General features: G+C 63.7%; 15 protein-coding genes, 1 tRNA gene and 1 pseudogene. 10 read left to right on the top strand and 7 right to left on the bottom strand.

The window, feature by feature from the left end; all coding sequences use genetic code 11:
* Positions 1 to 89: 89 nt before the first annotated feature.
* Together KZZ07_RS24580 and KZZ07_RS28170 are read left to right on the top strand one after the other, a co-directional pair.
* Positions 90 to 419 (top strand): annotated as a pseudogene (locus tag KZZ07_RS24580) (recombinase family protein); the annotation flags it as partial.
* Positions 402 to 560 carry a helix-turn-helix domain-containing protein gene (locus KZZ07_RS28170; RefSeq protein ID WP_370631253.1) on the top strand — a complete coding sequence of 53 codons (159 nt, stop codon included), beginning with the start codon at positions 402 to 404 and terminating at the stop codon, positions 558 to 560. The pseudogene KZZ07_RS24580 and the gene KZZ07_RS28170, both read left to right, overlap by 18 nt.
* Before the next feature lie 161 nt (positions 561 to 721).
* On the opposite strand, the gene KZZ07_RS24585 is transcribed toward KZZ07_RS28170, so the two are convergent.
* Positions 722 to 811: transfer RNA gene (locus KZZ07_RS24585), tRNA-Ser, on the bottom strand.
* A 225-nt stretch (positions 812 to 1,036) separates the two neighbouring features.
* On the opposite strand from KZZ07_RS24585, the gene KZZ07_RS24590 reads away from it, so the two are divergent.
* Positions 1,037 to 1,957, top strand: coding sequence for an SPOR domain-containing protein (locus KZZ07_RS24590; RefSeq protein WP_219518836.1), 921 nt, complete (start codon positions 1,037 to 1,039; stop codon positions 1,955 to 1,957).
* 37 nt (positions 1,958 to 1,994) lie between these two features.
* On the opposite strand, the gene KZZ07_RS24595 is transcribed toward KZZ07_RS24590, so the two are convergent.
* A complete protein-coding gene (locus KZZ07_RS24595; RefSeq protein ID WP_219518839.1) occupies positions 1,995 to 2,396 on the bottom strand; it encodes a hypothetical protein in 402 nt (133 codons plus the stop codon).
* Between the two features lie 253 nt (positions 2,397 to 2,649).
* Between KZZ07_RS24595 and KZZ07_RS24600 the strand changes: the two genes are divergently transcribed.
* From KZZ07_RS24600 to KZZ07_RS24615, 4 genes are all read left to right on the top strand, one after another.
* Positions 2,650 to 3,900, top strand: a complete 1,251-nt coding sequence (locus tag KZZ07_RS24600) for a hypothetical protein (protein WP_219518842.1) — start codon at positions 2,650 to 2,652, stop codon at positions 3,898 to 3,900.
* A 186-nt stretch (positions 3,901 to 4,086) separates the two neighbouring features.
* A complete protein-coding gene (locus KZZ07_RS24605; protein WP_300443692.1) occupies positions 4,087 to 5,256 on the top strand; it encodes a D-alanyl-D-alanine carboxypeptidase family protein in 1,170 nt (389 codons plus the stop codon).
* Positions 5,253 to 5,897, top strand: coding sequence for a dTMP kinase (gene tmk / locus KZZ07_RS24610; protein WP_219518844.1), 645 nt, complete (start codon positions 5,253 to 5,255; stop codon positions 5,895 to 5,897). Before KZZ07_RS24605 ends, tmk begins: the two co-directional genes overlap by 4 nt.
* Positions 5,894 to 7,045, top strand: a complete 1,152-nt coding sequence (locus KZZ07_RS24615; protein WP_219518846.1) for a DNA polymerase III subunit delta' — start codon at positions 5,894 to 5,896, stop codon at positions 7,043 to 7,045. Before tmk ends, KZZ07_RS24615 begins: the two co-directional genes overlap by 4 nt.
* 502 nt (positions 7,046 to 7,547) lie before the next feature.
* Here the strand turns inward: KZZ07_RS24615 and KZZ07_RS24620 are convergent.
* Entirely contained in the window at positions 7,548 to 8,612 is a 1,065-nt protein-coding gene (locus KZZ07_RS24620) for an Mrp/NBP35 family ATP-binding protein (protein WP_219518852.1), read from the bottom strand.
* Positions 8,613 to 8,836: 224 nt separating this feature from the next.
* On the opposite strand from KZZ07_RS24620, the gene KZZ07_RS24625 reads away from it, so the two are divergent.
* The 3 genes from KZZ07_RS24625 (at position 8,837) to KZZ07_RS24635 (ending at position 13,774) form a co-directional block, all read left to right on the top strand.
* On the top strand, positions 8,837 to 9,055 hold the full coding sequence (locus tag KZZ07_RS24625; RefSeq protein WP_219518855.1) for a DUF1127 domain-containing protein: 219 nt from the start codon (positions 8,837 to 8,839) through the stop codon (positions 9,053 to 9,055).
* 825 nt (positions 9,056 to 9,880) lie between these two features.
* Positions 9,881 to 13,060, top strand: a complete 3,180-nt coding sequence (locus KZZ07_RS24630) for a valine--tRNA ligase (RefSeq protein WP_219518861.1) — start codon at positions 9,881 to 9,883, stop codon at positions 13,058 to 13,060.
* Positions 13,061 to 13,297: 237 nt separating this feature from the next.
* Positions 13,298 to 13,774 (top strand): hypothetical protein, encoded by a 477-nt coding sequence (locus KZZ07_RS24635; protein ID WP_219518863.1) that lies wholly within the window; start codon positions 13,298 to 13,300, stop codon positions 13,772 to 13,774.
* 187 nt (positions 13,775 to 13,961) lie between these two features.
* Here KZZ07_RS24635 and KZZ07_RS24640 read toward each other — a convergent pair whose 3' ends face one another.
* The 4 genes from KZZ07_RS24640 to folE2 form a co-directional block, all read right to left on the bottom strand.
* On the bottom strand, positions 13,962 to 15,548 hold the full coding sequence (locus KZZ07_RS24640) for a thiamine pyrophosphate-binding protein (protein ID WP_219518866.1): 1,587 nt from the start codon (positions 15,546 to 15,548) through the stop codon (positions 13,962 to 13,964).
* Positions 15,548 to 16,996, bottom strand: coding sequence for a TrkH family potassium uptake protein (locus KZZ07_RS24645; protein WP_219518868.1), 1,449 nt, complete (start codon positions 16,994 to 16,996; stop codon positions 15,548 to 15,550). The genes KZZ07_RS24640 and KZZ07_RS24645 overlap by 1 nt, the downstream gene beginning before the upstream one ends.
* A 70-nt stretch (positions 16,997 to 17,066) precedes the next feature.
* Entirely contained in the window at positions 17,067 to 17,294 is a 228-nt protein-coding gene (locus KZZ07_RS24650; RefSeq protein WP_219518871.1) for a hypothetical protein, read from the bottom strand.
* A 154-nt stretch (positions 17,295 to 17,448) separates the two neighbouring features.
* Positions 17,449 to 18,549: a GTP cyclohydrolase FolE2 gene (gene folE2 / locus KZZ07_RS24655; protein ID WP_219518874.1), complete on the bottom strand. Its 1,101-nt coding sequence runs from the start codon at positions 18,547 to 18,549 to the stop codon at positions 17,449 to 17,451.
* Positions 18,550 to 18,670: the final 121 nt, after the last annotated feature.

An 18,670-nucleotide genomic window follows, 5' to 3' on the forward strand; every position in this document is an offset into this window, starting at 1 on the left:
AAAAGATCAGACATGGTCACCACTCGTTTTCGAACGGTGAATCATGCACGCCAAACCAAATCAATGGGTCCTGACCCCAGGTCAAAGAACTCGAAGGCATCGGCTGCGAGAAGATCTGGAAGGAACAGACCAGTTCCATTGCCAAGCGGGATGCCCTCACCCAGGCGATTGAGTTTTGCCGGGAAGGTGACGTCTTCGTCGTGACCAAACTCGACAGGCTGGCAAGGTCCGTAAGGCACTTGGGCGAACTCATAGAGGCCTTGGAAGAACGCAATGTCGGCCTGAGGGTCCTCAGCCTAGGACTGGACACAACCACAGCCACAGGAAAGCTCATGTTGAACGTCCTGGGCTCTGTGGCTCAGTTCGAACGGGAAATGATGCTGGAACGGCAGCGTGAGGGCATACAGAAGGCAAAGAAGGCTGGAAAGTATCGTGGTCGGGCTCCCACTGCCCAGCGCCGCAAGGCAGAGGCACAAGAGCTTCTCAGAGGCGGTATGAGCAAACGTGACATCGCAGCAACTCTGGGCATCTCAGAGCGTTCAGTTCACCGAATCACATAACTACACAGGGCCATTATAAGCGTCAGGGATCTCTATGGTCTCTGACGCAAGCTTGAAGCCCGACATGTGTGGTAAACCAGTGTGGTAAACGAGTGTGGTAAAAATTTTCTCCGCCATCAAATATACTTAAATAACAATATCTTGGGAGAAACCCCTCCAAGTGGCGGAGGCTGTGGGATTCGAACCCACGGGACGCTCTCACGCCCAACGGTTTTCAAGACCGCCGCATTCGACCACTCTGCCAAACCTCCGTGGCGCACATCGATAGTGCGCCCGTTCCGATTCTGAAAGCACCTCTCCGAAAATCCGCGCACTAACCCTTTGCAGGCTTTCAATGTGGGCTTTGACAGGGTATCCTCAAGAATGAATGGGGCCGCCAGAGCCCCTTTGAGGCAGTGCGCGACCGGGAAAACCCGGCGTGTGTCCGGGGTAAACGCACCAGCGGCCCCAGGCGCAACTAGGGCAAGAGGCAAGACATGAGCGGTAAATCTTCCAATCTTTCCAGGATTCTGCGTTTTTCAGCTGCGGGGGCCGTGCTGTTGCTGGCCTCGGGATGTGCCGATGGTCAGATGCCAGGCTTCCTGAAGGCCAAGTCCGGTGACGGCGATGTCGTCGCCCGCGCCAGCACCGCCGACAGCCCCCGTGCCGCCCGGGATGTCGAGGCGCCCGAGGTCTTCGAAGCCAAGGAAGCCGGGCTCTGGGATGGCCGCCCCTCGCTGGGCGGCGTCTGGGTCGCACATCCCGATGCCAAGGATCCCGAACGCGTCATCATCCGCAACCAGCAGAACGGCAAGTTCGTGATCGGTGCCCTGTTCCGCAAGGAACGTGAAACCCCCGGCCCGCGCCTGCAGGTCTCTTCCGATGCCGCCGCCGCACTTGGTGTCCTGGCCGGACAGCCCACCAACCTCGACGTGGTCGCCCTGCGCCGCGAAGAAGCGCCAGAGCCCGATCCCACTGCAGGCGATCCGCTGGCCGCGGCGCCCGGTGCCGTGCCAGCCGCGCCAGATGTCAGCGAAGGCGCGCTCGACCCGGTGATCGACGGTGCCGCTGCGGCAATAGACGGCGCCCCCCCGGCCCTGCCCGATCCGGCGGCCAAGCCGGCGGCGAAACCCGCCGTCGTCGCCTCGGCCAAGCCGCCCGCCCCGGCGCCCAAGGCCTCAAGACTGGACAAGCCCTTTATCCAGATCGGCATTTTCAGCGTCCAGCAAAACGCCAAGGACACGGCGACCTCGATGCGCCAGGCCGGCATGGTGCCGACGATCAAGTCCTTCACCTCGAAGGGCAAGACCTTCTGGCGTGTCGTCGTCGGCCCGGCCCTGTCCGCCGACGAACGCGGCACCCTGCTGGCCAAGATCAAGAAGACCGGCTTTACCGACGCCTACGCCGTGACGGACTGAAGAGGACGGGCGCTCGCCCCCTCCCCGCACTCCGGACTCAGGGCCAGACGTACGGGCAGATCTCCGCGTGCCGCTCTTCCGAGCAACGACCGAACTTGATCGACTTCTCAAAGCCTTCGCCTTCGCCGCGCTCGTCCGGCAGGCCACCCACGGGCTCTTCGGTTTCGAAATCCCACCCGATGAAGACACCGTTGCAAAGCTGCCGCCCGGCCTCTCCCCCGATCGCCCTGATCTCGCAATCCCTGCAGACGGTCACACCGCTGCGATAGGTCTTCACGATGCAGTATTGGTAATTCTTGCAGGTCTGTTGGTAAGCAAGGCATTCAAGACGCCCCTCCCAGATATGGCGCGGACACTCTTGCCGACAATTCCATGCCAGAACCGGCGCAGGCCATGCAAACATCCAGGCCACCGAAATCAAAAGCGCAAACCGGATCATGGATCTCTCCCCTTGTTTTTATTGACAGTTGAAATGCTTTTTGTAGCCTGAATCCAGAACCGAATCCAATTTTCCGCCAAGCGCCATTTGAAAGGCGCATGGCCATCTCGATATGTGAATTATATTATCCTTGTTCCGAAAGGGTTTTTCCATGCCGAAGACAGTGCCATTGCCCATTTTCCTGCTTTCCATTTTCTGCATGTTTTGCGCGTTTCACTCCTCCGTCGCCGCCGAACCAATTCGCGCCGCCACGATGTCCGAGATTCAGTCGCGCAAGAGCGTCTGGCGCAGCTACGCGCCGGTCTGTCCCTCAGGATCGGGATTTGCGTCGAAACCGCATTGTGACAACGGGGACTTTACCCTGTTCAATGGCCTTATGTGTGCGGCCGGGATGCCCGAGGGCTGCGAGGGCGTCCGCGCCGCGCAGGGGCCGGACGGACGATGGTGGCGCGCGCCCACGCGGATCGGCGACACGAACAACGACACCGTCTCGTTTTCCCGCGACATGATGATGGGTGTCCTGCTTTATCTCACCGAAACGCGCGACAAGGACGCGGCCATGAAATGGCTGCGTTGGATCAAGGGTAACCGCGCCTGTGCGCTCGAAAACCCGCTCAAGAACAAGCCCGATGTCGGCTGGTGCCTGGAATGGGCGCCGTTCTACCGGCTCTGCCGGGACGACTCGCTTTCGAACCCGCGCTGCACCATGGTGGGGATCACCTGGGCCATGTTCGCCAAGGTCTGGAACCGGATGGGCCTGCCGCCGGACGAAATGATGAAGAACCGCAACACGCTGACGCTGGAGTATCAATTGCTCGAAGCCTTTTTCAACGAAGGCTACGAATTGCATTTGAAAGCCGCCACGGTGCTTCTTTATCAAAAGATCGACCGCTCGAATACGGTTGCAGGCCCGTTGGCCAACCTCCTTGCAAACAGGCGGCCGGGGAATCCCTTCTTTCGTTACCTACGTGATGGCGCGACCGAAGAGATCGCTCAATTGCTGCTGCAGAAATGCCCGGCCTCCAAACCAACGCAGATGACGCAATGGAGTTGGGAACGCGACGATTCCGAACACGCCTGGGAACGCAATATCGGCTGGGATTGCCTGTTCATGGCAGAACTTCTGGAACGCGATTTCCGCACCTGCGACGGCGCCCAAGACACGCTGGTCGCTGAACCACGCGGGTCGAACCGGGTCTTTGGCAAAGGCACCTCGTGGCGGTCTTGCACGGGCTACCACTTCGTCTTTCAAACCGACGGCAACCTCGTCCTCTACAATCAGGGCGGGCGGGCGATCTGGGACAGCCGGACAAATGGTCGGGGACACCGTTTCGCGGTCCAGTCGGACGGAAACCTGGTCGTCTACGCCTCCAACGGCAAGGCGTCCTGGTCATCCAAGACGCACGGCAAACGGGATACCAGCCTCCGGGTCCAGAACGATGGCAATGTCGTTCTTTACTCCAACAGCAAGCCGGTCTGGAGGACGGGGACCCGCGGAAAGTAATACAATCACCGGAAAAGGCACGAAGCATCTGGGGCGGCGCGCGGGCGCTCGCCCCTTTTTCAAGTGCCAACTCCCCTCCGCCGGCGATCAGCCGCCCGTTTGGTCACGGCGCGGCGTGACACGCCCGCCGCGATACGCGATAACGGGGAAAGAGCCTGAATCGAGCACAGGACAGGAGTCCCGAACGTGACCATATTCGCCCGCAGCCTGTTGGTTTCCGCCGCCCTCGTGACGGCGCTTGCCACCCAGGCCCCCGCCTTCGACACCCGCGCCAAGGCGGCTTTCGTCATCGACCAGACCACCGGGACCGTTCTCCTGACCAAGCGGGCCGACGAAGCGCTGCCGCCGGCCTCCATGTCCAAGCTCATGACGCTCTACATCGCCTTCGAGGCGATCCGCGACGGCCGCCTGCGGCTTGACGAACGGCTGCCCGTATCGGCCCATGCCATGTCCTTCGGCGGGTCGACCATGTTCCTCGACACCACCGACCGGGTGCGGGTCGAGGACCTGTTGCGCGGCATCATCGTGCTCTCGGGCAACGATGCCTGCGTCGTCCTGGCCGAGGCACTCAGCCCCGACGGCACCGAGGCCGGCTTCGCCCGCCTCATGACCCAGCGCGCGCAGCAGCTGGGCATGACCTCCTCGACCTTCAAGAACGCCTCCGGCTGGCCCGCCCAGGGCCATGCCATGTCGATGCGCGACCTCACGCTGCTCGCCTCGCACATCATCCGCGACTTCCCCGAGTTCTACCCCATGTTCTCGGAACGCAAGTTCGAGTTCGACGGCCGCGCGCCCTCGAACGTCAACAATCGCAATCCGCTGCTGGGGCTCGTCGCGGGCGCCGACGGGCTCAAGACCGGCCACACGCAGGAGGCCGGCTACGGCCTCGTCGGCAGCGCCAAGAACGGCGAACGGCGCGTCGTCTTTGCCCTCACCGGGCTGGACAGCCCCCGCGCCCGGGCCGAGGAATCCGAGGCCATCGTCAACTGGGCCTTCCGCCAGTTCGCCGAACAGACCGTCGTGACCAAGGGCGCCGCCATCGCCCAGGCCGAGGTCTGGATGGGCTCCGCCGAACAGGTCGGCCTGGTTTCGGACAAGGACGTGCGCCTGCTCCTGCCCACCATGACCCCCGGCGGCATCAAGGCCGAGGTGGTCTATACCGGCCCGATCCAGGCCCCCGTCACCAAGGGCCAGCAACTCGCCGAGCTGATCATTCAGCCCGAAGGCCTGCCGGAAACCCGCGTGCCGCTCTTTGCCGCCGACAAGGTGGACGCGGGCGGCTTTCTCGACCGGATGATGACCGTCAGCGGCCTGCTCATCAAACGCTTTGCCGAAGACGCCGAGGAGGCGATGTGACCACCCCGCCCCGGCCCTGGCCCGGTCTCTTCATCAGCTTCGAGGGCATCGACGGCTCGGGCAAGTCGACCCAGGCCCGCACCCTGCACGAGACGCTGCGCGCCGAGGGGCACGACTCGCTCCTGACCCGCGAACCCGGCGGCAGCCCGGGGGCCGAGGAAATCCGTGCGCTGGTGCTGCAGGGCGACCCGGACCGCTGGTCGGCGGAAACCGAACTGCTGCTCTTCACCGCCGCCCGGCGCGACCACATGGAACGGGTGATCCTGCCGTCGCTGCAGGCCGGGCGCACGGTGATCTGCGACCGTTTCGCCGACAGCACCCGCATGTACCAGGGCCGCGGCGGGTTACGGCCCAAGGTCAATGCCCTGCATGACCTGATGATCGGCATCGAACCGGACCTGACCCTGTTGATCGACATGCCGGCCGAGGCCGGGCTGGCCCGCGCGAAATCCCGCGCCACCGAAGAAGAGCGTTTCGAGGATTTCGGCCTCGACCTGCAACAGCGGATGCGCGACGGCTTTCTGGCACTGGCGGCAGAGGCCCCGGCGCGGTTTCGCGTCATCGACGGCAACCGCGACATGGACACGGTCGCGCGGGACGTCCACGCCACCGTGATCCGCGAACTGGCCCCCTCCTCATGAGCGACACCGAAGACCTGCCGGAACCCGACCGCCTCGACGGCGCGCCGCACCCGCGTGAAACGCCGCGGGTGATCGGCCAGGCCGCAGCGGAACAGGCCTTCCTGACCGCGCATAACTCCGGGCGCCTGCATCATGGCTGGCTGCTGACCGGCCCGCGCGGCCTGGGCAAGGCGACTCTCGCCTGGGAAATAGCGCGCTTCCTGCTGGCCACCCCGCCCGCCGAAGCAGACGACGGGCTGTTTGGCGCGCCGCCGCCGCCCTTGTCGCTGCACATCGACCCGGACCACCCGGTGGCCCACCGAATGCGCGCCCTCTCGGAACCGGGGCTGTTCCTGTTGCGCCGGGGCGGGGCGGGCTCTGCGGACAGCGAACGTGACAAGGCCCTGCGCGAGGGCCGCTTTTCCGACTACATCCGCGTGGATGAGATCCGCAAGCTGCACGCTTTCTTCGGCCTCTCCGCCGCCGATGGCGGGCGCCGCGTCGTCATCGTCGACAGCGCGGACGAGCTTAACACCCAGGCCGCCAACGCGCTCCTGAAGATGCTCGAAGAACCGCCCGCGCGCACCACGCTCCTGCTGCTCAGTCACCAGCCCGCGCGGCTCTTGCCGACGATCCGCTCGCGGTGCCGCACCCTGCGGCTCTCGCCGCTCAGCCCCGAGGACATGGCAGCGGCGCTGGCGCAGGCCGGGGCCGAGGTGCCACCGGACCAGGTCGAACCCCTGACGATGCTGGCCGAGGGATCGGTTGGCGCCGCCATGCGGCTCCTGAACAACGACGGGCTGGCGCTTTACCGCGAGATGCTGGGCCTGCTGGGCAGCCTGCCCGCGCTCGACCGAGCACGGCTTCTGTCGCTCTCCGACTCCTGCGCCGGCAAGGGCAAGGACGACCGGCTCGACCTGCTGCTGACACTGGCGGGACAACTGGCCGCCCGCCTCGCCCGCACCGGCGTCACCGGCCACCCGCCGCCGCAGGTCCTGCCCGGCGAAGGCGAGGTGCTCAGCCGTCTGGCAGGCGATCCCGCGGCGGGCCGCCGCTGGGCCGATGTCGCGCAAGAGGCCGGGGACCGCGCCCGCCACGCCCGCGCCGTCAACATCGACCCGGCCGCCCTTGTCACCGACCTCTTCCTGCAACTGCAAAAAGCGGCCTGACCGCACCCGGAATTTGTGGGAATTCGAAACCGCTTTGGCCTCACTGCGTCAGCAATCCTGACCTGCGCGCCGCTCTTTCTGCGCCGCAGCGCAAATCTTGGCAAATAGCCTGCCAAGGTCAGGGGCCAGGTCCATTCATGCCGCAAAGCAGCATGAAGACACGCCTGCCACCCACCCCTGGCAACGCCCGCCCACCCCAGCCGCCGCAAGGCCCGCATGGGAACCGGACAAGCTCTTGCAGAGGGGCCGCGGCAGGGAAAAAAGCCCCGACCGGGCCGTTTTGTACAAAATGCTGATTTTCGCGTACGTTTTGTACGTTTTGTACAAGCCGCCCCCTGCCCCGACCCGCTCGGTCCCCGACCTCGCATGTGCCGCGCCCGGAAGCCTCTTGAAAATCCGTTTCCCGACCGGGCGCAGCGCCCTGGCTTCTTCTCTCTCAAAATACTCAACCCTGCGCCCCAGGCGCGCCCGCGACATTTGCCACGCGCGCGCCCGGCAGGGTTCAGACGATCCCACCCTGAATCAGCCGGTCCGCAAGCTCGGCATAGGCCTGCGAGATCGGCCCGTCACCCGCCGCCACCGGCGTGCCGCCGTCGCCGCCCAGCCGTGTTTCCAAGTCGATGGGCAGTTGCGCCAACAGCGGAACTCCGATCTTTTCAGCCTCGGCCACAACGCCTCCGTGACCAAAGATATGGCTGTCCTTGCCGCAATGCGGACAGGTGAACACGGCCATGTTCTCGATCAGTCCCAGCACCGGGGTCTTGAGGGTCGCAAAGGCATCCAATGCCTTGCGCGCATCCAGCAGCGCCACGTCCTGCGGCGTCGAGACCACGATGGCGCCCGCGACCTCGGATTTCTGGCACAGAGACAATTGCACGTCCCCGGTGCCCGGCGGCAGGTCGACAATCAGCACATCCTGTGTGCCCCAGTCCACCTGCATCAACATCTGCTGCAAGGCTCCCATCAGCATCGGGCCACGCCAGACCACCGCCTTGTCCTCGGCCAGCATCGAACCGATCGACATGACGGTGACGCCATGCGCCTTCAGCGGGATGATGGTCTTGCCGTCCGGGCTGGCGGGCTTGTCGGTCAGGCCGAACATGCGCGGCTGGCTGGGGCCGTGAATATCCGCATCCAGAAGGCCCACGCGCTTGCCCGCCCGCGCCAGCGCCACCGCCAGGTTGGCAGAGACGGTGGACTTGCCCACCCCGCCCTTGCCAGAGCCCACGGCGAGGATCGTCTTGACCCCTGCCGGTTTCATCACGCTGTCCTGCGGTTTCGGATGCCCGCCCATCTTCAGCTGTGGCGGCGACTTTGCTTCGGTCGGCGCGCTCAGCACGACGCTGGCCGATGTCACCCCCGGCACCGCCTCCACCGCCTTCTGCGCGATGGCCCGCAGCGGTTCCATCCGGCGCGCCAGTTCCGCGCTCGGCGCCTCGATCACGAAGCGCACCGCCCCGTCATCGACCCGCAACGCACGAATCATGTCCCTGGAAATCAGGTTTCCCCCGTCCGGCAGATCAACCCGCTCCAATGCCGCCTCGACCGCGTTCTTCATCTCCGACATGTCTTACCCCGTGGTTTTGCCATTTTCAGTGGCGCTTCCCTTGCGTTAGCGCAACCTCAGATCACGCAGCTGCACAGCAATCAACCTTAACTGCCAAGAATTGAACAGTTTTCATATGCACTTTCTGCATAGCAGAAATGATGCCGTGGCCATTGTGCACTCGCAGCATTTGTCCCATCTTTAGCGCAACCAAGGCAACGCACAGATACTGAGGCACGGAAATAATGGCACATACAACGGCGAACATCACCAATGCCCAAAGCGGTTTGGGCGCCCGCGTTTCCGGGCTGGTCGCAACCTTTCAGGCACGCCGCGCCCGCCGTCGGGTCTTTAAACAGACCTACGCCGAGCTGGCCTCGCTGAGCAACCGCGACCTGGCCGATCTGGGTCTGGCTCGTAGCGAGATTTCGCGCATCGCGTGGCAAGCTGCCAACGAGAACTAAGTCTTTCAGGCGGGACGCTCCTCCTCCCAGTCCCTCCTGACCTGGTGCCGGCTCCGCTCTCCTCCCTTAGGAGCCGGCACCCAAAAGTTTCGGGGCATGACCCCAACATCATATGCGGGCCCTCCTCCCAATAGGCCCGCAGACAGAGCGGCGGCACCTCTCCTCCTCCCTGGTGTCGCCGCACGAAATCCAAGGGTCGCATGACCCGAACAAGATGTCGGATCCCTCTCCTCCTCCCTGGGATCTTGCATATGCGGCGGTGCCTCTCCTCCTCCCTGGCACCGCCGCACAAGAATTCTGGGTCTCGCGACCCGCAGATATGTCTGGTCCCTCTCCTCCTCCCTGGGACCTTTCATAAGCGGCGGCACCTCTCCTCCTCCCTGGTGCCGCCGCACCAGATTTCCGGGCCGCATGGTCCGAACGACATGTCGGGTCCCTCTCCTCCTCCCTGGGATCTTGCATAAGCGGCGGTGCCTCTCCTCCTCCCTGGCACCGCCGCACCAGAATTCCGGGTCTCGCGACCCGACCAAGTTGTCAGGCCCCTCTCCTCCTCCCTGGGGTCTTTCAATGGCAGCGGCGCCTCTCCTCCTCCCTGGCGCCGCTGCCCAAATCAGTTTCGGGGCCCCTCTCCTCCTCCCTGGGGTGCCCGTAGCCTCAGCCCGCGATGCACCGCATCGCGGGCTTTTTTCTGCGCGACGCGCGGTCCGTTGGGGGGATGCTGACACCCATCGCCCGCCTGACGCGGGCACGCGGCAAACCGGCCCCCTTCCCCTTGGCGCGCCCTTGTCGTAGACCCACCGCCAACACTGGACGAGGACAAGACCCATGCCCCTGGAAAAGAGCTTCAACGCCGCCGAGGCCGAACCGCGCCTCACCCAGAAGTGGCTCGACACCGGCGCCTTCCGCGCCGGCGCCAACAAGAGCCGCGACGAAAGCTTTACCATCATGATCCCGCCGCCGAACGTGACCGGCGCGCTGCATGTGGGTCATGCCTTCAACAACACCCTGCAGGACATCCTGATCCGCTGGCACAGGATGCGTGGCTTTGACACGCTCTGGCAGCCGGGACAGGATCATGCCGGCATTGCCACACAGCTGCAGGTCGAGAAAAAGCTGAAGGCCGAAAGCAACCTGCGCCGCACCGACCTGACGCGGCAGGAATTCCTCGACAAGGTCTGGGAGTGGAAAGGCCAGTACGGCGGCACCATCGTCAACCAGCTGCAGCGCCTCGGCTGTTCCTGCGACTGGGACCGCAACGCCTTTACCATGGCCGGTGCGCCGGGTGACCCGAAGACCGGGCACGAGAACAGCCCGAATTTCCACGATGCGGTCATCAAGGTCTTTGTCGACATGTACGACAAGGGTCTGATCTATCGCGGCAAGCGCCTTGTGAACTGGGATCCGCATTTCGAGACCGCGATTTCCGACCTGGAGGTCGAGAACATCGAGGTCGCGGGCCACATGTGGCACTTCAAGTACCCGCTCGCCGGTGGCGTGACCTATGAATATGTCGAGAAGGACGAGGACGGCAACGTCACCCTGCGCGAGACGCGGGACTATATCTCGATCGCCACCACACGGCCCGAAACCATGCTGGGCGACGGCGCTGTGGCCGTGCACCCGGATGATGAGCGCTATGCCTCCATCGTGGGCAAGCTCTGCGAGATCCCGGTGGGGCCCAAGGAAAACCGCCGCCTGATCCCGATCATCACCGATGAATACCCCGATCCCGATTTCGGTTCCGGCGCGGTCAAGATCACCGGTGCGCATGACTTCAACGACTACCTCGTCGCCAAGCGCGGCGGTATCCCGATGTACCGCCTGATGGACATGGCGGGCCAGATGCGCGCCGACGGCGAAGATTATGCAACCGCCGCCGAGATCGCCATGCAGGTGGCCGAGGGCGACCGCACCCTGACCGAGGCCGAGGCGGACAGCATCAACCTTGTCCCAGATCACCTGCGCGGGCTGGACCGCTTCGAAGCGCGTGAAAAGGTCGTCGCCGAGATCACCGCCGAGGGTCTGGCCGTCATGACCACCTCGGACGACCCGCGCCTTGGCCCCAAACCCAAGCTGAAGAAGGGCGAAGAAGAGCCGCCCGTCACCCAGGTGCCGCTGGTCGAGGCCAAACCGATCATGCAGCCCTTCGGTGACCGCTCCAAGGTGGTCATCGAGCCGATGCTGACCGACCAGTGGTTCGTGGATGCGGAAAAGGTCGTGGGTCCGGCGCTGGACGCCGTGCGCAACGGCGACATCAAGATCATGCCCGAGAGCGGCGAAAAGACCTATTACCACTGGCTGGAAAACATCGAGCCCTGGTGCATCTCGCGCCAGCTCTGGTGGGGCCACCAGATCCCGGTCTGGTATGGACTCGACCTGTCCGCCAAGCGCGGCAAGGATTACGATCAGGAAAACGACGGCGCGCTCGATCTGGTCGAGATGCGCGAACTTCTGGACGACCAGCGCCTGCTGATCGGCGAGGAACGCCACCACGCAGCGCATGATTTCGACGCCGTCCGTGCCAAGTTCGAGGACGTGCTTGCCGGTCTGCCCACGCCGCTCGACCACGCCCGCGTGATCGAGGTCGAGGACCGCAATACCGCCGTGCACCAGTTCGCCGAGGCCCTCGCCCAGTACGAGGCGACGCAGGACCCGACGCAGCTGATCTACCCGGTCTGGCGCGAGTCCGACGTGCTGGACACCTGGTTCTCTTCGGGTCTCTGGCCCATCGGCACGCTGGGCTGGCCCGAGGACACAGAGGAAATGCGTCGCTATTTCCCGACATCGGTGCTGATCACCGGCTTTGACATCCTGTTCTTCTGGGTCGCCCGGATGATCATGATGCAACTGGCCGTCGTGGATGAAAAACCCTTCCACACCGTCTACCTGCACCAGCTCGTCCGCGACGAGAAGGGCAAGAAGATGTCCAAGACCACGGGAAACGTCATCGACCCGCTGGAAATCGTGGACGAATACGGCGCCGACGCGCTGCGCTTCACCAATGCGGCGATGGCCTCGATCGGTGGCGTCCTGAAACTCAGCGTCGACCGGATCGCGGGCTACCGCAACTTCGGCACCAAGCTCTGGAATGCCTGCCGCTTTGCCGAGATGAACCAGGTCTTCGACACCCACAAGGCCAGCGCCGACCCGGGGTTTGCCCCCACTGCAGAGCAGACGGTGAACCGCTGGATCATCGGGGAAACCGCCCGCGTGCGCGAAACCGTCGACGCGGCACTGACCGACTACCGGTTCAACGACGCCGCCAACGCGCTCTACAGCTTTGTCTGGGGCAAGGTCTGCGACTGGTACGTCGAGTTTTCCAAGCCACTCTTCGGTTCCGAGGATGCGCAGGTAGTGGCAGAGACCCGCGCCACGATGGCCTGGGTCCTGGATCAATGCCTGATCATGCTTCACCCGGTCATGCCCTTCATCACCGAAGAGCTTTGGGACACGCTGGGCATGCGTGACGGGATGCTGGTTCACACCGACTGGCCGACCTACAGCGCCGCAGACGTCAGCGACGCCAAGGCCGATGCGGAAATGTCTTGGGTGATTTCGCTGATCGAGGGAGTACGCTCGGCCCGAGCGCAGATGCATGTGCCCGCCGGGCTTTACGTCCCGATGCTGGTCAAGGGCATCGGGGCCGAGGAACAGGCCGCTTGCGACCGCAACCAGGCGCTGATCCTGAAACTGGCGCGGATCGAGGGGCTGACCTCGGTCGATGACTTTCCCACAGGCTGCGTCACCGTTCCCGTGGGCCAGGCCACATTCGGCCTGCCGCTCGCCGATATCATCGACGTGGGCGAGGAAAAGGCACGGCTGGAAAAATCGCTGGGCAAGCTGGCGAAGGAAATCGGCGGCCTAAAGGGGCGCTTGAACAACCCGAAGTTCGCGGAAAGCGCCCCGCCGGAAGTGGTCGAGGAAGCCCAGGAAAACCTGCGCCTGCGCGAAGGCGAAGAGGCCAAGCTGAAAGAAGCACTGGCACGGCTGGCCGAAATCGGCTGACCCACCGCCCTGCAATCACCAAAAGGCCGGGCACCCAGCCCGGCCTTTTCGTTGGGCAATGAAGGTTTGGGTTGCGCCAGACGGGTCAACCCCTTGATAGAATGTCTGTCGTAAGACTTCTGAGGGCTGCCTCACGATTGTCAGCTGTGCGGGAATTGCTGCCATTCGCTGGATCCGGTATGTTTTTCTAGAGAGCGCAATTGCTGGTGTGAGCAGCGTTCTCAGTTGGAGTACCAAGTGGAAATCGTAGGACGAGCTGACAAACCCTGGGATGCGGCCTTTATCTTCCATTTTTATTCGTCGGAAGGGGACCAGGCGGTTGCCGAGAGACTGCAGAAGTTGATTGCTCGCAAAGCCGGTTCAGGTGGGACCTTCGGTAAACAAGTATCAGCTGGGAAACGTGGTGCACCGTGTCTGATTTCGGGCCGCTTTCTTGAGCGAAAGGAGTGCTATGAACTCTTTGAAGCATGGAACGCACCCGAGGGAGAGATGCACTGGATGTGCTATACACCTAACCACGGCATTGCGACGGTGAGGGATGGGGTTTTGGACTGGTTGGCGTTGATTTGCTTTCAGTGTGCCAATGCGGGAATTTCTGGTTCGTCGGCGCTCCAAGCCGGGCCGTCACCAAATCGCAACTTGCCCGAAGGACCTCTACTACATGACCATTTGATCGGTTTGCTGCCCGAACGTCCGTTCCCAATCCGAATGTAGGTAAGGGCCCGAAGCCGTCCTTGTAACACGGGTCTCGAACGCCCTAAACCGCACCATATTCGGCGAGGTCGACGAAGGGGCAAATCGCGGTCTCCGAACCACCGCTATGCACGCCATTTCGCAAAATGTTTCCCTCTACCCCATAGATCCGGTCGTCCCCAAGCCGTTTGCGCGCGAACGACCCCGCTCAGAGCATCGCCTGCGTCATCCGGATCAGCGTCGGCCCCTCCGCCTCGAAGGCCGTCGTCACCGCCCGCTGCAGCCCGGCAAGGCTCGCCGGCTCTACCGCCGCCGCCCCGTAGGCCCGCGCCAGGGCAAGAAAATCCGGGTTGCGCGCCACCACGGCGTTGGGTTCGATCTGGGCACTCACCATGTTTTCGCGGATCTCCCCCAGCGCGCCGTTGTCCCAGACCAGGATCGGCAGCGGCAGCCCCAGTTCCACCGCTGTTCCCAGTTCGGGCAGCGTGTACTGCAACCCGTAATCCCCCAGGATCGCACAGATCGGCAACCCGGGTCGGCCCACCGCGCCACCGATGGCGGCCGGCAGCGCATAGCCCAGAGTGCCGAAGCCGCTGGGATGATGCCAGTGACCGGGCCGCGGCATGTCCCAGACTTCCAGCGCTCCATAGGCGAATTGGGTCATGTCGGAATAGATCATCGTCTCTGCCGGCATGACCGCCCGCAGCGCCTCTGACAGTTCCACGACGCCGGGCCGTTCCGCGCGGACCTGCGCCCGCCAGCGCGCCCGCGCCGCCGCCACCTCTTCCGCCTGCCAGCAAGGCGGACGGTCATCGTTGCGCGCCGGGATGGCGATGGTCATTGCCCGGATCAGGGCCGCCGCATCCCCGATCAGGCCCAAGTCCCCTGCCCGCAGCCCGGACAACACCACCGGATCCAGATCCACCCGGATCATCCGCCCATTGTGGCCCAGGTCGTCGCGCCACAGATCGACCTCGGACAATTCCGTCCCCAAGGCCACCACAAGATCCGCCTGCGCGGCGACATCGGCACTCTCAGGCCGCGCCAGCGAGCTGCCAAAGAACAGAGGTTGATCCGCAGGCACGATCCCCCGGCCCGCATAGGTGACAAGGCTGGCCGCCCCGGTCTGCTGCAACAAGTCCGGCACATGAGCGGCCCCGGCGACCGCGCCGCCGCCAAAGACAAACAGCGGTTTCTCCGCCTCGCTCAGCGCGTCGATCACTGTGTAGATCTGGTCATGGGTCAGATGCGGGCGCTCTGGCCGCAGGGGCGGTACCGGCGCGGGATCGGCGGGCGCCTCCAGCGCCGCAATCGGCATGTGCAGGGCCTTTGGCCGAGGCCGCGCGCTGGCAAACTCGCCCAGGGCCCGGTCAATCAGCGCGTAGACGGCCGCCGGCGTCGACGCCTCTTCCGACCAGTCGCAGACCGTGGCTCCCGCTGCGCGCTGGTCGCACATCTGGTGCAATTGCCCCCGCCGGGCCGCGGTTTCGTCCAGGCAGGAGGCCAGCGCCAGCACCGAGACGCTGTCGGAATAGGCCTGTCCCAGCGCCGTCATCGCATTCAGAAACCCCGGCCCCGTGATCAGGTAACAGACCCCGGGCCGCCCGGTCGCCCGCGCATAACCGTCGGCCATGAAGCCCGCGCCCTGCTCGTGTCGGGCCAGGACATGGGTGATCCCGGCCTCTTCGATGCCGCGATACATTTCGATATTGTGGACACCGGGGATGCCGAAGATCACCTCGACCCCGCGGGCCTTGAGAGCGTGGCTGACCTGTGCGCCAAGGGGTTTCGTCATCATGCCCTCCAGAAGCCGATGGTAAAGAGTGCAAAGACCGCCAGGATCTCAAGCCGCCCCGCCAGCATGGCAAAGCTCAGTATCCATTTCGCCGTGTCGCTGAGGCTGGAAAAATTGCCCACCGGTCCAATTGTGTCGCCCAGTCCCGGCCCGATGTTGCCGATGGCGGTGGCCGCGCCGGACACCGAGGTGATGAAATCAAGGCCGGTCAGGCTGAGCGCCACGGACAGAACACCAAGCGACACCACGAAGAAGACAAAGAAGCTCATGACAGAGCTGAGAACGTCCGGTCCGACCGGGCGCCCCTGGTAACGCGGGACAAAGACCCCGTGCGGCGCGCGGATGCGGCGCAGCTGCACGCGGATAGAAGCAAAGAGCAGCTGGTAGCGGAAGATCTTGACCGAGCAGGCGGTGGACCCCGCGCAGCCCCCGATCAACCCGATGAAAAAGAACATGGCGATCAGAAAAGGCCCCCAGGTCATGTAGTTGACGCTGGCATACCCGGTGCCCGAAATGATCGAAGTGATGTTGAACAGCGCCTCGCGCACGGCCTGTTCGGGATGATGTGGAAAGATCGACAGCAAGACAATCGAGGTGACGACCACCAAGGTCCCGATGATGGCAAGAAAGGTCACCACCTGGCTGTCGGACAACAGCACGAACCGGTGTCCCGCGACCATCTGGACGTAGCGCACGAAAGGCAGCGCGGCGAGGATCATGAAGACCGAGGCGACATATTCCGCAGGCCCCGAAAAGGTGCCGAAACTGGCGTTGTAGTTGGAAAACCCGCCGGTCGAGACTGTGGTCATCGCATGCACCGTCGCGTCGAAGGCATTCATGCCGCACAGCAGATAGCTTATCGTGCAGAACAGCGTCAGCGAGATGTAGATCGACGAGATCGAAGCAGAAATCTGGGTCGCGCGTGGCAGGATCTTGCCCATCGTGTCAAAGGCCTCGGACCGGAAGATCTGCATCCCACCAACCCGCAGTTCCGGCAGAAAAACCATCGCCACGACGATGATCCCGATCCCGCCCAGCCATTGCAGCAGGCCCCGCCACAGCAACAGCCCCTTGGGCAACCCGTCCAGGTCCGTCAGAACGGTGGAGCCTGTGGTGGTCAGGCCCGACATCGCCTCGAAGAAAGCATCGGTATAGCTGACACCTGTGGCCCCCAGGACAAAGGGCAGTGCCCCGAAAACCGGCAGCGCAACCCAGACCCCCGTGGTCAGCAGGAATGTCTGCTGCAGGGTCAGCCCCTTCTTGACCGCGTTGGCGCAGGAAAGCGCCGTCAGCCCACCGGCCAGCATGGTGATGATTGCGCTTTCAAGGAAGACCGGCCATTCGCCCCGCCCCTCTGCCAGGTCGACAACGAGAGGCAGCAACATGCAGGCACCAAGGAAGGCGACCAGCAGGCCGATCACATAGGCGACGGGGCGGACATCGATCATGAGACGGAGCGTTGGCCCGCTGGTGCAGGACTGTCAAGCGCCCTCCGCACCCTTGCCGCAACGCCGTCCGTCAGGCGGCCAGCAGGTCGCGAAAAACGAAAGGCAGGATATCGTCACGCCCAATGCCCAGACCGGCCAGTTCCGCGTCCGAGGCGCATTCCAGGGCGATGATCTGGCGCAATCTGGCCCTGCGCAGCTGCCCCGGGTTCATCCCGAACCCCACTTCGGTCAGGAAGACGTCGATCCGGCTGTTGAGGGAACGGTGGCCCATCCCGATCTGAACATTGTCGCGTGTCATGACTGGAAACCTTATCCTGTATGGTCGGTTTCCTCCCTGCCGTTTACCCTCTCACAAAAGAGATGACCAAGCCATGAAGGCGCCGCACGTTGCCGTGAGGCGCCCTTCGCTGCACAAAGCGGCGGCAGGGCCGAAGGCCGTGCCGCCTATTCGATCAGCCGACGTGAAACAGGGTCGAGAACAGCTTGGGGTCCAGGCTTTCAGCCGCGAACAGGTCGCCCTCGGTCAGGACCGAGACGGCGTCATGGCTGTGCAAGCTCTCCTGGTGGCTGGCCACCACGCGATAATCCCCAACCCGCGGGTCACCCTGCAGCTGTTCCGCAAACAGACGCGCGGCATCCTCGACAAAGATCGGGTTAGCCGCATTCAGCTCGGCAAAGGCCTGTTCGTCCTCGCGCTTGACCATGACCTGGGTCTCGGTCGGGACGGCCCGGCGACACATGCCCACCACGTCCTCGAACCAGAGGCACTCACCCTCCTTCAACTCTACGGAAATGCGCGCGACCGAGCGTTGGGAATGCGGCGTGGCGAGTTGCCCCCGCGTCCGCCGCGCGTGCTCCGACAGTTCCAGTGAACAGGGACAGGTCGAGGAATAGACATAGTCGAGGTGCAGGACCTTGCGGCGCACCCCGTCCTGTTCCACCAGTTCCAGCGCGATGTCGTAATACTGGTAGCCCGACAGGCCCGACCGCAGGCTGTCCACCTTCATCGGAAAGGAAAACCGCATGTTGATGCGGGCATCAAAGCTTTCCAGGTCGGTCTTGTAGTCGTCCAGGGCCGCTTCGATCACCTCAAAGCTGAACGTCTTTTCCGCGTGGGCATAGAAGGACCGCATGATGCGGCTCATGTTGATGCCCTTCTTGTCCGCCTCAAGGCTGACCGTGCCCGTCACGCTGGTTTCCAGGTGAAGGTCGCCATTGTCCCGGGTGTGATACTGGATCGGCAGGCGAAAATTCGAAATGCCAACGTGCTGAATCGCACGGTTCGCCCCCCGAATCAGCGACGACGGTCCATTTTGCAGGTCCGGCAGACCCGCCTTGTAGTCCGCATCGACGCTGAACCCGTCCGGATAGGCGCGCGACAGCGCCGGATAGGTATCCGGCGCCGAATCGGGTGCAAGACGGGCGACAAGGGGATCCAGCGCCTCGATCTCGGCGTCCTGGGCCTTCGAAGCCCAACGACGCAGCAGTTCAAGCGCTTCCGCCGCCTCTTCCTGGCTGGGCTTCCGATCGATTTCCGGTGTGTGGACGTTCATGGCCACCCCTTTCGAGCCTGTCTTCGACGCATAACCTAGGAATTGTTCTCATCAATTCCAATCTCGAAATAGTATACGTCGCAAAGCGGTGCCCGGATCACTCGCAGGCGGCACATGGCCA

Source organism: Mameliella sp. CS4 (assembly GCF_019392335.1).
GTDB lineage: Bacteria > Pseudomonadota > Alphaproteobacteria > Rhodobacterales > Rhodobacteraceae > Antarctobacter.